The 13256-nt window shown below is 28.6% G+C and carries 14 protein-coding genes and 2 tRNA genes; 13 read left to right on the top strand and 3 right to left on the bottom strand.

What is annotated here, in order from left to right; translation table 11 throughout:
• The first annotated feature begins 95 nt into the window (after positions 1 to 95).
• The 3 genes from BMUR_RS01120 to BMUR_RS01110 all read left to right on the top strand — a co-directional run bounded on the left by BMUR_RS01120 (position 96) and on the right by BMUR_RS01110 (position 3406).
• Positions 96 to 983, top strand: coding sequence for a DUF58 domain-containing protein (locus BMUR_RS01120; RefSeq protein ID WP_013112753.1), 888 nt, complete (start codon positions 96 to 98; stop codon positions 981 to 983).
• A gap of 82 nt (positions 984 to 1065) precedes the next feature.
• The gene (locus tag BMUR_RS01115) at positions 1066 to 2403 is read left to right on the top strand and encodes an MATE family efflux transporter (RefSeq protein ID WP_013112752.1); all 1338 of its coding nucleotides are present in this window, start codon (positions 1066 to 1068) and stop codon (positions 2401 to 2403) included.
• A 64-nt stretch (positions 2404 to 2467) separates the two neighbouring features.
• Positions 2468 to 3406 (top strand): Rpn family recombination-promoting nuclease/putative transposase, encoded by a 939-nt coding sequence (locus BMUR_RS01110; protein WP_013112751.1) that lies wholly within the window; start codon positions 2468 to 2470, stop codon positions 3404 to 3406.
• A 32-nt stretch (positions 3407 to 3438) separates the two neighbouring features.
• Here BMUR_RS01110 and BMUR_RS01105 read toward each other — a convergent pair whose 3' ends face one another.
• Both BMUR_RS01105 and BMUR_RS01100 read right to left on the bottom strand, forming a co-directional pair.
• Positions 3439 to 4389 (bottom strand): alpha/beta hydrolase, encoded by a 951-nt coding sequence (locus tag BMUR_RS01105; protein WP_013112750.1) that lies wholly within the window; start codon positions 4387 to 4389, stop codon positions 3439 to 3441.
• Positions 4390 to 4409: 20 nt separating this feature from the next.
• On the bottom strand, positions 4410 to 5216 hold the full coding sequence (locus tag BMUR_RS01100; protein ID WP_013112749.1) for a ZIP family metal transporter: 807 nt from the start codon (positions 5214 to 5216) through the stop codon (positions 4410 to 4412).
• 178 nt (positions 5217 to 5394) lie between these two features.
• On the opposite strand from BMUR_RS01100, the gene BMUR_RS01095 reads away from it, so the two are divergent.
• Both BMUR_RS01095 and BMUR_RS01090 read left to right on the top strand, forming a co-directional pair.
• Entirely contained in the window at positions 5395 to 5745 is a 351-nt protein-coding gene (locus BMUR_RS01095) for an HIT domain-containing protein (RefSeq protein ID WP_013112748.1), read from the top strand.
• Positions 5746 to 5765: 20 nt separating this feature from the next.
• Positions 5766 to 6578 (top strand): TatD family hydrolase, encoded by an 813-nt coding sequence (locus BMUR_RS01090; RefSeq protein WP_013112747.1) that lies wholly within the window; start codon positions 5766 to 5768, stop codon positions 6576 to 6578.
• 78 nt (positions 6579 to 6656) lie between these two features.
• Here the strand turns inward: BMUR_RS01090 and BMUR_RS01085 are convergent, their stop codons facing one another.
• Entirely contained in the window at positions 6657 to 7172 is a 516-nt protein-coding gene (locus BMUR_RS01085; RefSeq protein WP_013112746.1) for a flavodoxin family protein, read from the bottom strand.
• 185 nt (positions 7173 to 7357) lie between these two features.
• Between BMUR_RS01085 and rplI the strand changes: the two genes are divergently transcribed.
• From rplI to rpsU, 8 genes are all read left to right on the top strand, one after another.
• On the top strand, positions 7358 to 7876 hold the full coding sequence (gene rplI, locus BMUR_RS01080; protein WP_013112745.1) for a 50S ribosomal protein L9: 519 nt from the start codon (positions 7358 to 7360) through the stop codon (positions 7874 to 7876).
• A 37-nt stretch (positions 7877 to 7913) separates the two neighbouring features.
• A complete protein-coding gene (gene dnaB / locus BMUR_RS01075) occupies positions 7914 to 9317 on the top strand; it encodes a replicative DNA helicase (protein ID WP_013112744.1) in 1404 nt (467 codons plus the stop codon).
• A gap of 21 nt (positions 9318 to 9338) precedes the next feature.
• On the top strand, positions 9339 to 10145 hold the full coding sequence (locus BMUR_RS01070; RefSeq protein ID WP_013112743.1) for an MlaE family ABC transporter permease: 807 nt from the start codon (positions 9339 to 9341) through the stop codon (positions 10143 to 10145).
• A gap of 673 nt (positions 10146 to 10818) precedes the next feature.
• On the top strand, positions 10819 to 11709 hold the full coding sequence (locus tag BMUR_RS01065; protein ID WP_013112742.1) for a hypothetical protein: 891 nt from the start codon (positions 10819 to 10821) through the stop codon (positions 11707 to 11709).
• A 53-nt stretch (positions 11710 to 11762) separates the two neighbouring features.
• The gene (locus BMUR_RS01060) at positions 11763 to 12698 is read left to right on the top strand and encodes a hypothetical protein (RefSeq protein ID WP_013112741.1); all 936 of its coding nucleotides are present in this window, start codon (positions 11763 to 11765) and stop codon (positions 12696 to 12698) included.
• A gap of 55 nt (positions 12699 to 12753) precedes the next feature.
• A tRNA-Met gene (locus tag BMUR_RS01055) sits at positions 12754 to 12826 on the top strand.
• A gap of 31 nt (positions 12827 to 12857) precedes the next feature.
• A tRNA-Met gene (locus BMUR_RS01050) sits at positions 12858 to 12931 on the top strand.
• 29 nt (positions 12932 to 12960) lie between these two features.
• Complete coding sequence (rpsU, locus tag BMUR_RS01045; RefSeq protein WP_008724792.1) at positions 12961 to 13170, top strand: 30S ribosomal protein S21; 210 nt, start codon at positions 12961 to 12963, stop codon at positions 13168 to 13170.
• The last annotated feature ends 86 nt before the right edge of the window (positions 13171 to 13256 follow it).

Raw genomic sequence — 13256 nt, 5'->3', positions numbered from 1 at the left:
AAAATGATAATGCTTTATAAAACTCATAGTATTGTTTTTTATTGACTAATAATATAATATTAGTCAATAAAAAATATTTAATAAATAGGTTATATATGTTTACAAATAATAATATGACAACTTCTGAACTGTTAAAGTCAGTAAGACAAATAGAGATAAAAACTTCAAAAATAGTTAACTCATATTTTGCAGGGCAGTATCATTCTGCTTTTAAGGGACATGGTATAGAGTTTGATGAGGTGAGAAAATATACTGTAGGCGATGATGTTAGGACTATGGATTGGAAGGTGAGTGCGAGATATAATGAGCCTTTTATTAAACGTTTCAGAGAAGAGAGAGAATTAAGTGTTATAATACTTGCTGATTTTTCTGCTTCTACTGATTTTGGATTTACAAAGACAAAGCATAATCTGATTGTAGAGCTTAGTGCCTTGCTTGGTTTTTCAGCTTTGAAAAATAATGATAAAGTTGGTCTTTTAATATTTACCGACACAGTAGAAAAATTTATTCCTTTGAATAAAGGCAGAAATCATGTACTTAGAATAATAAGAGAACTTATAGAGTTTGAACCTAAAAGTGCAAATACAAATATAGCAAGTGCCTTAGAATATTTTAACCGAATACAAAAAAGAGACAGCATAACATTTTTAGTAACAGATGCTTGTGCTGATTTACCAAAAAAAGAAATAGATATTACAAGAAAACGTCATGATTTTATTGTATGCTTGGTTAATGATGATTTGGAATATAATCTTCCTAATTTGGGAGGCACTTTAGTATTATCCGATTTGGAAAATGAAGATTATGTTTACTTTGATATGTCTAATAAACGAATAAGAGAAGAGTATTTTAATGAACAAAACAACATTATGGAAGATAGGCTTAATTTCCTTAAAAAAAATTCTATAGAAAAAATAGTTTTAGATACTTCAAGCGATTATGTTACTGAAGTTATGAAGTTTTTTGTTAAGAGAAGAAGATAATTTTTATTTTTTATAATAATAATCTATTTTTATTTTTTGTTAATAATATATAATATTCTCTATATTTTTTTAGAGTTTTATTATGACAAAAGACATGACTGTTGGAAGTCCATTCAAAACTATAATATATTTCTCTATACCTATGCTTGTAGGAGGAATATTTCAGCAGTTTTATGGAGTTGCTGATACTATTATAATAGGTAAGTTTGTAGGTTCTAGGGCTTTGGCCGCTATTGGTGCTACTACTTCAACTATGTTTTTCTTTTTATCATTTGCTATAGGATTTACAAATGCATTTTCTATAGTAATGGGGCAGTTCTTTGGGGCTAAAAATGAAACTATGCTTAAAAGAACTTTTTTAAACTCTATATATGTTACATTATTCAGTTCTATCATATTATTAATATTAGGTGTATTTTTTTCAAGACCTCTTATGGTATTATTAAAAACTCCTGATGATATTATAAATAATTCAGTACTCTATTTGCAAATATGTATTGGCTTATCATTTGGGCAGCTTATTTATAATGGGGCTGCAAGTATATTAAGAGCTTTAGGCGATAGCAAAACGCCTTTATATTTTCTTATACTTACAACCATTATAAATATTATATTAGATTTGGTATTTGTTGCTTTATTAAATATGAATGTTGCCGGGGTCGCTATAGCTACAGTAATATCTCAGATAATTTCTGCTTTTTTAAGTGTACTCTATATTATAAAAAAATTTCCTATGCTGAAATTAAATAAAGATGACAGAGTGTTTGATTTTGATAATTTATTTATGATAATAAAAATAGGTTTTTCTATGAGTATTCAGGCTGTATTTTTATCTATTGGGGAGATGATTATAAGCGGAGTAGTTAATACTTTTGGTACTAATGTTGTGGCATCATATACTACTGGAAACAGAATAAGTCAGTTTGCCTCTATGGCTTATTTTGTCATATCAGAGGCTTTTGCTGTTTATGTAGCACAAAATTTCGGAGCCTGCAAATTTGATAGAATTAGAGAAGGTTTTAAAAGTATAATAATACTGTCTCTCTCTTTAAGTATATTAGCAGCTGTTATTATATTTTTGTTTGGAGACAATTTAATAGAACTTTTTATATCAAAAAATGATAAGTATATAGATACAATAAAAGATATATGCAGAGGCTATTTGAGGATATCATCACTATTTTATCCGTTTTTGGCTATAATACTTTTATATAATAATTCTATAAGGGCTATAGGAAATGCTTTTATTCCTTTAATGTCTGGAATAGCTGAACTTATTATTAAAGTAGGGGGCTCTGTATTTTTATCTATACCTTTTGGATATGTGGGTATATGGTTTGCTAATCCTGTTGGTTGGGCTATAGGTATAATTCCTACTTGTATTTATTTTCATAAGTACGCTTTTAAAACAAAAAAATAATAGACTTCTATTTATAAAAATTATACTGCTTTACATTTATAATTAATTTTAGTATAATAATATCATGAGAGATATTAATGTATTAAATGATTATTTTGTGAGATATTTATTCTCATCTAAAGATAGTAATTTTATATTACTTGATTTTATTAATTCTACAATGCTTGACGCTAATATGAAAACTTTTAGAAGTGTAGAGATTTTGACACCGTCGCCAAAGGCGGGCAGTCGCCTTAACTATAAAGAAAATTATGATGATAAAGAAAGTATTGCACCAAAGGTGGCACGCAAGGTGGACAGATGTCGCAGACGCCTTGACGTTAAATGCATTACACAAAATGGAACAGTTGTTATAATAGAGATTCAGCTTCAAGGCAATTCAAGATTTCCAGAACGCATATTATATTATTGGGCTTCCAATTACAGCAAACTTTTAAAGCAGGGTGAAAAGTATGATGCTCTAACTCCAGTTATTAGTATCAATCTACTTAATTTTAATTTAGATAATAATGACTGTATACATTCCTGCTATATGATTTATGATACTAAGAGTAAAAGACTGCTTACAGATCATTTACAGATACATATAATTGAGATAAAGAAATTTAAAGACAATTTATTAGATAAAGATTTAGACTGCTGGCTTAAATTTTTTACTATTAAAGAAAAAGATAATAGGGAGGTAATTATGTCAGAATTAGTTAAAGAAAAACCTATAATGGAAGAGGTACAGAAAAGATATAATAATTTTATAAAAGACAGACTTATGATGAATGAGTACGATAAAAGAGAGGCTTATTTATATGGTAATCAGATAATGTTGGAAGAAGAAAGAAGATTAGGTATTGAAGAAGGTTTTAAAAAAGGAATAGAGAAAGGTATAGAGAAAGGAATAAAAGAAAATCAAATATTAACTGCCAAAAATATGAAAAATAAAAATATAGATATAGCACTGATAAGCGATATTACAGGGCTTAGTATAAAGGAAATAGAAGAGTTATAATAAAGCTATTTAATGTACATTAAAACTATTAATTAAATATATTTATTTATAAAATTATTAATAGTATTCCAGTATAAACTTTCATCTTTCATTACTGCTGATATATGCCCTCCGTCTTTAATTATGAGCTTTTCTTTTTCTGATGAGCATGAATTATAAAGTTTGTGTAGCATATTGCAATTAACCAACTCATCTTTATCACCATGTATAAAGAGTATAGGCACTTTTGATTTTGATACACTTTTTTCGACATTAATATCATTAAATGAAAACCTAAGTCTTATTTTTGCCATTAGAGAAGTTAATTCTACTATAGGAAGAAAAGAAAATTTATTTGCTATGTCAAGTCTTTCTTTTAACTGCTCGTATGCATTTGTAAACCCTGCATCCTCTATAATTGCTTTTATATTATTTAAATCTTTATTTGAATCTTCATTTAAATTTTCACCGCTGCACATCATAACAGCATTTGCTCCCATTGAAATTCCGTATAGAATAATTTTAGCATTATTATAATTATTATTGATATACTTAATCCAAGCTAATACATCAAGCCTCTCTAAATATCCTAATGAATATATATTGCCTTCGCTTTCACCATGACTTCTTAAATCTATAGCAAGTACATTAAATCCCATATTATAAAATTTTTCTATAAAATATTTCATATAAGATCCTCTGCCTTCATATGGGTGAACTATTATAACATATACATTACTATTATTATTTATTAAATGAGCATGAAGTTTTAAATTATCACTTGAAACTGTGTATATATCTTTTTGATTTTCTTCAAACCATATCTTTCTTTTTTCTTTTATTAATTTTTTTTCTTCATCTTCTTCTTTTGTTTTTTCTTTTCTTTCAAAAAGTTTTTTATTAGTTTTTATAAGAAGTTTGTTTACAAAGTGATTTGCTGTAATTATTAAAGTTACTGCCGTTATAATTATTACAGATAGCATTATATATAATACTATTATCATTAAACAATCCTTATAAAATTTTATCCTAAAGCCACATCAAGAACCATCATCACAGCAAAACCAATTATAAAACCAAATACCCCAAAATGATTATGTTCTTCAGCTACAGCTTCAGGTACAAGTTCTTCTACAACAACATATATCATAGCACCAGCAGAAAAAGATAATGCTATAGGAAGTATAAGCGTAAGTTTAGTAACAGCTAAAGCACCTATAACAGCAGCAATAGGCTCTACTATTCCAGATATTGCACCAAATAAGAAAGATTTTATATTTGATACTCCATTTGTTTTAAGAGGAAGTGATACGGCAGCACCCTCTGGAAAGTTCTGCAAACCTATTGCCAATGCTAATACCAAAGCAGCATTAAAAGTTACATCAGCATTTCCTATAGAGAAAGCTCCGAATGTTATTCCCACTGCCAAACCTTCTGGTATATTATGCAAAGTTACGGCTAGAAATAAAAGTATATTTTTTGAAAGTTTTGTGTTTGTTCCTTCTTTTTGTTCGTTTCCATTTACTATATGCATATGAGGAAGTATTTTATCTAGTACCCATATAAAAAATGCTCCGAATAAAAATCCGAAAGCGGGTATAACCCAATTTGGCAGATTAGTATTTTTTGATAACTCTATAGAAGGTGCAAGCAACGACCAAAAACTTGCAGCCATCATAACTCCTGCCGCAAATCCGTACATAGAAGCAAATACTTTATGTTTGATTTCTTTTGAAAAGAAAAATACAAGTGCTGAGCCTAATGCTGTAAAAGTAAATGTTATAGTTCCGCCGAATAATGCAAGTAATGCTGGTGGGATATTTTCTATCATTTTTATAACCTTAAATAAATATAATTTTTTTGATTTGTATATTATATATATAATGAGATTAATTTCAATTTTTAATTAGCTTATTTTTATTAAATAGAGTATAATAATATATAGATTAATTTTTTATTTTATTATATATTATTAAACGATTTTATAATATTTCTATAGGAGTTTTTTTATGAGTAATTATAATGATGATAAATATTTTGATAAAGACTGTATATTCTGTAAAATAATTAAAGGAGATATTCCTTCAAATTTTATAAAAGAAAATGAATACTGTGTTGTATTTGCAGATTTAAACCCGAAAGCTAAAGTACATTTGCTTGTTGTACCAAAGCCTCATGTACAAAATATATTGGAAACAGATGAGTTTTTGATGAATAAAGTTTTAGAAACTATAAAGGAAGTTTCTAAAGAACAGAAATTAGAATCTTTCAGAGTTATAAATAATTGCGGAAAAGGTGCAGGACAAAGCGTATTTCATGTGCATTTTCATATACTTTCAGGCGATAATTTGGAAGAATAAATAATAATTGGAGTAACATAATGATAGACAGTCATTGCCATCTTACATACATATCAAAGAAGAGTAAAGAACTGGAAGAGGTTTTAGAGAGAGCTAATAAGGCGGGTATATTTTATTTTGTAGATATAGGAGTTCACCCTAATGATATAGACGAACGTATGTTTATACTTTCTGATGCTGAGGGGGTATTTTTTAGTATGGGGTATTATCCAGACTATGCCAATGAAAATGATGAGGATACATTAAAGGCTTTTGAATTGAAAATAAAAAATTTAAATAAAAAGACATTAAAAAATAAGAATAAGTCAATATATGCTGTAGGTGAAATAGGACTTGACTATTACCATGATGATTCAAATAAAAATGAGCAGCGTGAATTTTTTTTGGCTTTATGCGAGGCTGCTAAAAATACGGATCTTCCTATATTGATACATAGCAGAAATGCATTTAAAGATACTTTTAAAATTCTTAGAGAAGCTGATATACCAAAAAGAGGAATATTTCATTGTTTCAGCGGCAATGTTGAAGATGCTAAAAATGCTTTGGATTTGGGATATATACTTTCTTTTTCAGGTTCATCTACATATATAAAAAATGATTTTATAAGAGAAGCCTTTAAGTATGTGCCAAAGGATATGTTTACAATAGAAACAGATGCTCCGTATTTAACTCCGCAAAAAGTAAGGGGTAGGGCAAATGAACCATCATTTATACCATATACAGTTGAAGTATTGGCTGAGGCAAGCGGTGAAAAAAGCGAAGATATTATGAGGAAAGCTTTAGAAAATACTGTAAGAGTTTTGGAGCTTCCTATAGATTTGAATAGAATTTAATTTGTATAAAAATATAAAAAGCCCTCTATAATAGAATTAATATTTTTTTTATAGAGGGTTAATTTGATGGGTAAATATTTATAGAGTTTTAATAGCTTCTTTCAATTTGTTTAAATCATCAGCATTAGGGTGTCCCATAGCATTATCATAATTAGCTAATTTAGATTGAACAACTTTTTTCTCATCATCAGTTGCAGCTTTTTCAAGCATATTTTCTAAATTTTTCTTCTGACCATCTATCCATTGACCTTGGCAAGCATAAGTACCTGCCAATGTATTAGAAGAATCTAAGAAAGTTTTTGCAGGATTAAGCATTTTATCATAATATTCCTGATTATTACCGTAGCCTACAGTCATAAATAAAAATACTTTTTTGTTTTTTAAAGTCTGCATAAACTTACCAGCAGCCTCATCGCAAGTACCTTTATAACTTCCAGCACCTACAAATACTAAGTCAGATTCAGCAATTTTATTAGCATCTGCTGCATCAGCTTTTACGCATTGAAGACATTCTCCGTTAGCAGATTCTTTTATAGCTAATGCTAATTTTTCTGTATTACCGCTTTTACTAGTATAAACTATAGAATATTTCATATTAAATTAACTCCTTATGTTAGAATACTCTAATATTATAACATAATAATAAAAAAAATCAACATACTATATATAAGTATTTGTATATAAGGTACTTGCTATAATATATGTAATATGATATAATATGTAAATTGTAAACTAGAAATTTATTATATTATTTAATAGCGATATCAAGGAGAAGGCAAATGGAAGTTATCTTAAAAAAAGATTTTATATCATTAGGTTATGAAGGTGATATATGTAAAGTAAAAGACGGCTATGCAAGAAATTACCTTATTCCAAGAAATATAGCTGTAATAAAAAATGCAGCTAATTTAAGAACTTTAGCTCAAATGCAGAAAAGTTTGGAGAAAAAAAGAGCTAAAAGAAAAATGGAAGCTGAAATATTAAAAGGTAAAATTGTTGATATAAGCGTAGTTATACCTATGAAAGTTGCTGAAAATGGTAAATTATACGGTTCTGTTAGTCAGCAGACTATAGTTGATGCTTTAAAAGAAAAAGAAATTGATATAAATAAACGCGATGTTCATATGGAAAAACATATTAAAGAACTTGGCGAGTTTGATGTTGAAATAAAATTATATCATAGTGTTAATGCTGTTATCAAAATTAAAGTTGTTAATATAGATAATAATGAAGTTGTAGAAGTAACAGAGGAAATAAAAGAAGAAAACAATAATACTTCTGAAACAGTACAAGCTTGATATTAAGGCTTAGTATCAATTAATAGGCATAATATTTATGAATAATACACCCTGCTCAATAGAGGCTGAAGAGTCTCTATTGGGGGCGATGCTTCAAAACTCTCAGGCTATATCAGCAGCTTTATCCAAAATAAAATCTACCGATTTCTACAGTGAAAGAAACAGGCTTCTTTATGAAAGTATCATAGAGATGAATAATAGGGGTATAGCGGTTAATGCTGAGACCACTTTAAGATACCTTAAAGAAAATGGCTTATTTGAAAAGATTATTCAAAATGATGAAGCGTATTTGATGCGTATAATAGATGGTACGCCATTTCATCAGAATGCCAAATATTATGCTGAAATTATCGCTGAAAAATCATTACTTAGAGATTTAATAACAGCAGCTCAGGATATACAAAAATCAGCTTATGAGGCTAAAGATGCAGAAACTAAAGAAATAGCGGACTTTGCTGAGAAAAAAATATTTGAGGTTACTCAAAGAAGATTAAGTAATGATTTTATTCATATACGGGAACTGCTTTACGAGGCTTTAACTACTATAGAAAGCAGAAAAAAGCATAAAGGTACTGTAACTGGAGTTCCTTCTGGTTTTATATCACTTGATAAGATTACTCATGGTTTTCAGCCTTCTGATTTGATTATATTAGCGGCAAGACCTTCTGTAGGTAAAACAAGTTTTGCACTTAATATCGTAGAACATGTTATTACTAATATAGAAACTACAGGTTTTGGTATAGGTTTTTTCTCTCTTGAGATGAGCCGAATGCAGCTTGTAGAAAGGTTAATAGCTAGTAAGGCTAGAATTAGTTTATCAAGAATAAGGTCTGGGGATTTGGAAAAGCAGGAATGGACTAAACTCGGACAGACTTTTAATAGCTTATCCCAGGCTAATCTTTTAATAGATGATTCCAGTCAATTAACTATAATGGAAATACGCGGTATAGCTAGGCAGATGAAGTACAGATTTGCCGAGATGAGTAAAACTTCTGGAAAAGAAATTGATTTAAAATTGATAGTTGTAGATTATCTTCAGCTTATACATTCTGGAGTTCAGACTAGAAGAAACGGTACAAGAGAACAGGAAATAGCAGATATTTCAAGGGGGCTTAAAGCGTTGGCTAAGGAGCTTAATGTACCTGTTATATCTTTAGCTCAGTTATCTAGGGCTGTTGAACAAAGACAGGACAAGCCTAGACTTTCAGACCTTAGGGAATCTGGTTCTATAGAGCAGGACGCTGACATCGTTATGTTTCTTCATAGACAAAAGCCTAATAAAGAAGAAAAAGATGATGAAGTTATAGATGACAAAACTAATCAGGTTGAAGTAATACTTGCAAAACATAGAAATGGTGCTATACATGATGGAATACCGCTTCATTTTATAGCTGACCAAACTAGATTTGAGAATATATATAATAATAACAATGATGCATAATATTATAGGGGTAATTTTATTATGGAATTATTTGATGTAAAAATAGAATTACGAAAAGGTGTTAAAAATAAAATAAACTATTTTCTTGCAACTTTGGGTGAATTTGCTTTTCTTATTATAGAGGTGTTCAGATATACTTTTAGATCTTCTTTCTCTTTTAAACTTTTAAAAGAGCAGATAATAAGAATGGGGGTTGATTCATTTGTTGTTGCTGCTGTTACGGTGCTTTGTACTGGTATGGTTATGTCTTTACAGATAGCGGTAGTACTTGACAGTGTATTGAAAGGTATTTCTCAGTTTGTAGGCTCTATGGTTGGTAAGGCTATGGTTAAGGAATTATCGCCTATGCTTCTTGCTTTGATATTTGCAGGAAGGGTAGGGAGTTCTGTTACTGCTGAAATAGGTACTATGCAGGTAAGTGAGCAGTTAGATGCTTTAAAAACTTTATACACTAATCCTATAGAATATGTAGCTGTACCTCGTTTTTGGGCTGCTGTTATATCTCTTCCTATGCTTACAGTTTCGGCTAATATTATAGGTGTTGTTGGTGGGGCGATAGTAACAGTATTTGTTTTGCATAGTGATCCTATGCATTATTTTGATAGGGCTATTGCTGTTATAAGTGTAGGGGATTTTATTGGCAGTTTGATTAAGTCTACAATATTTGGTGCTGAAGTGATAATTATATCATGTTTCTACGGATTTAGAACTTCAGGAGGAGCTGAAGGTGTAGGTAAGGCTACTACTACAAGTGTTGTTTATAGTTTTATGATTATACTTATAACTGATTATATACTTGTTTCTATACTTGGATTGTTTGGAATGTAATTTTATTATTAAATCTGTTTAATTTTTTATTTATGTACAGTTATACACAGTAAAGTGTTTTATGCACTAAACGATTAGAATTTATAAATTAACTTAATTAATTTATAAATGTTTTTTGTATTGCATTTATAAAATAGTTATTATCTTTATTATTTAAAATTATTGAAAATTTTTTAGACTGTTAATTTTTATTTTTCTTCTTTATTCACAAAAATTTATATACTAGAACAATTTTATTTTCTCAACTGATGTACTTTGTATGAAATTATCAGATTTTTTATTGCGGCTTTGCCAAAGTTTCTTCCATACCTACGGTACTTACTTCAGACGTATACTGATTAGCGGCATGCATAACTTTTGGTAAAAGAATTTTGCACTGGCATGACTGTGAAAGCTCCAGATATTAAAAATAAAATATGTTTTTGTTTTTGAGCAATTATAATTATTTATCTATATGTTATTTAGCAGAAATTAGCAAAATATTTATTTTTTGTAAATGGTAATTTTAAATTTTGCGTTTATTATCATAATAACATTAAAATTTTATTTTTATAATTTCACATAGTTACAATATAACTTACTTGAATATTTTATTTTGTTGTTATTTACTATATTATTATTTATTAATATATTGTATAATATATATATGATATATTTATGAGGTTATTTTTGTATGGACAGCAAAGAGATAAAACATTTAGTAAATGAGTTATTTAACGGAGAATATTCTGATATATTAAAGCCGTTATCCGTAGGAAATACTTTTTTGGCAAAATCTACATTGAATTCTTATATAAGAGAGTTTAACGGAAAAAGAAAATTAAATGCTTTGGAATTATTTACCTCAGAAAATTCAAAACTTCATTATGAAGATGACGGAAGTGTTATTAAAGTTATAAAAAATTTAATTGATAATAAAGATATAAACGGCATAGATAATATAGATTTTAATTTAACAGCAAATAATGCATTATTATACGGCGACTTTGTAAGATTTATATATGCTTTTTATTTCGGAGGGTATAGAGAAGAGCTTAATATATTAGTAAAAAGAATATATGAACTTATTTCAAAAATATCTCATAATATAGTATCGAGTTTTAAAAATACGGCATCCATTAATAGAGTAAGTATAGTTATAACCTCCTCTATATACAGATCTATATTAGATGTTCTTTCCGATTTTTCAGAGATAGCAGGAGATGCTAGGTCTAGGGCAGAAGTGATGTATTATAAAAGTTATATTACCTGCAATGTTATGGCTAATTACAGAGGTTTAGTTGGTCCTGACATGATAAAGACCGCTTTATGTTTTGAGGAAATAGAAGATTTTGAAAGAGCTGAAAAGATGTATGATGCTGTTATTACAGATTTTGAATGTGTTCTCTCTGGCATAACATATCATTTTGATAATTATAATATAGATGATAAAGCAGAAGATTATGTTGCTCTAATTTCATTGTGGCAGGCATGTGATGGTATAAACAGAATAGAAGATATTAATAAATATGAGGCTAAAATGGAAGCTATAGAAAAGGCAATAAAAAAACTCAGCAGTATATAAGTTCTATAAAAATATGTATTGATATATAAGCATTATTGTGTTAATATACGCATATGAATAATAAATTTAATATAGAGATGTTTGATGATGTAAATGTGCTCAAAGAATTGTCTAAAACTTGGCATTCTTATTATGATTTTAGAATGTCTTGTATATCTTTAAAAAATTCGGAGTATCTTTTAAGTATATTATCATTAATATTAAATCCTTCAAATAATTGTGAGTTTAAAGATATAGCGATGATATCATATAGCATATTGGAAGAATATCATTCCAAGTATAAAGAGTTTTCGATATTAAAAGATTTTATACAAAGTGATTATAATTCAGAAGTTTTTTCAAAGATAGTAAGCAGACTTGAAGAGAGAGAAATTAAAATTGATAGAAGCTATGATGAAGAAATATCTTATGTAGACAATATAGATTTAGATCCCTTATTAAAATTGCTTGTTTATCAAAAAATATCTTATGAGTATGTTAAAGATTATCAGAGCTGTTTTATAATATGCAGAGTTGTTTTTAATATTTATTCATACAAATTAAAATTATTAGATAAGCCAATACTCTATCCTTATCAGTTTTTTGAAATGAGTATGAATGAAAGTTCTAATAAAGAGTCTATAATAAAGTATTTGCAGTTTTTACGCGGTATATGTTTGTATGCTGTTGATACTATAAGTTTTGTGCATAGTAATTTAAAAGTATTAAGAGATAAACTTTTGCAAAATAAAAATTTCAAGAAATTAGCTGATTCTAGTGTATTTTACATGATATTTATAACACCTTATATTAGGATAATAGATTTAATGAATATGTTTGATTGGAAAAGAGATAAAGCTGCAAGATTATTATCTAGATTAAAAAGCGAAGGTTTATTTATTGAGAGCAAATTAAAAAAAGAAAAAATATTCATCAATAAATACATAATAAACTTGTTTGAGTCTGGAGAAGCGTTAAAACCTGAAGAGTTTTTAAATAAGTTTATATAAAATACTTGACATTTTTTAAAAAAAGTGTATATTAGTTTCAATATTTATTAAATACCGCGGGGTGGAGCAGTTGGTAGCTCGTTGGGCTCATAACCCAAAGGCCGTAGGTTCAAGTCCTGCCCCCGCTAATAGCCGAAAATATAGGCTTATTATTTTTTTGGCGGCGTGGCTCAGGTGGTTAGAGCATGCGGCTCATATCCGCAGTGTCAGGGGTTCAAGTCCCTTCGCCGCTAATAACTTTATAAAAAGGCAGGTGAGTTAATTGGTAAGAGTATTCGCTAATGAAGGCGAACCAGTAGAGAGCGTTATTAAAAGATTCCGCAGAGCTTGTGAAAATGAAGGTATTTTACAAGACCTTAAAGAGAAACAGTTCTATAAAAAACCTTCTCTTGAGAAAAAACTTCAAAGAGAAAAAGCTCTTAAGAGAATGAAAAGAAAAATCAAAAAAGAACGCAGATTAGGTTTGCTGTAATTTATCTGTTATTTTTACTAAAGCATTGATATTAAGCATATCAGTGCTTTTTTTTCGCCTAATTAATACATCTGCATACTTGAAAA

It is taken from the genome of Brachyspira murdochii DSM 12563, assembly GCF_000092845.1.
GTDB classification, from domain to species: Bacteria; Spirochaetota; Brachyspiria; order Brachyspirales; family Brachyspiraceae; genus Brachyspira; species Brachyspira murdochii.
Note: the sequence above shows the minus strand (reverse complement) of the source record. Positions and strands in the feature narration are given on the sequence as shown.

Bases quoted from the DNA above. Each gene is read 5' to 3' on its own strand.
- BMUR_RS01120 (WP_013112753.1), top strand. From the start codon at position 96: ATGTTTACAAATAATAATATGACAACTTCTGAACTGTTAAAGTCAGTA.
- BMUR_RS01115 (WP_013112752.1), top strand. From the start codon at position 1,066: ATGACAAAAGACATGACTGTTGGAAGTCCATTCAAAACTATAATATAT.
- BMUR_RS01110 (WP_013112751.1), top strand. From the start codon at position 2,468: ATGAGAGATATTAATGTATTAAATGATTATTTTGTGAGATATTTATTC.
- BMUR_RS01105 (WP_013112750.1), bottom strand. From the start codon at position 4,389: ATGATAATAGTATTATATATAATGCTATCTGTAATAATTATAACGGCA.
- BMUR_RS01100 (WP_013112749.1), bottom strand. From the start codon at position 5,216: ATGATAGAAAATATCCCACCAGCATTACTTGCATTATTCGGCGGAACT.
- BMUR_RS01095 (WP_013112748.1), top strand. From the start codon at position 5,395: ATGAGTAATTATAATGATGATAAATATTTTGATAAAGACTGTATATTC.
- BMUR_RS01090 (WP_013112747.1), top strand. From the start codon at position 5,766: ATGATAGACAGTCATTGCCATCTTACATACATATCAAAGAAGAGTAAA.
- BMUR_RS01085 (WP_013112746.1), bottom strand. From the start codon at position 7,172: ATGAAATATTCTATAGTTTATACTAGTAAAAGCGGTAATACAGAAAAA.
- rplI (WP_013112745.1), top strand. From the start codon at position 7,358: ATGGAAGTTATCTTAAAAAAAGATTTTATATCATTAGGTTATGAAGGT.
- dnaB (WP_013112744.1), top strand. From the start codon at position 7,914: ATGAATAATACACCCTGCTCAATAGAGGCTGAAGAGTCTCTATTGGGG.
- BMUR_RS01070 (WP_013112743.1), top strand. From the start codon at position 9,339: ATGGAATTATTTGATGTAAAAATAGAATTACGAAAAGGTGTTAAAAAT.
- BMUR_RS01065 (WP_013112742.1), top strand. From the start codon at position 10,819: ATGGACAGCAAAGAGATAAAACATTTAGTAAATGAGTTATTTAACGGA.
- BMUR_RS01060 (WP_013112741.1), top strand. From the start codon at position 11,763: ATGAATAATAAATTTAATATAGAGATGTTTGATGATGTAAATGTGCTC.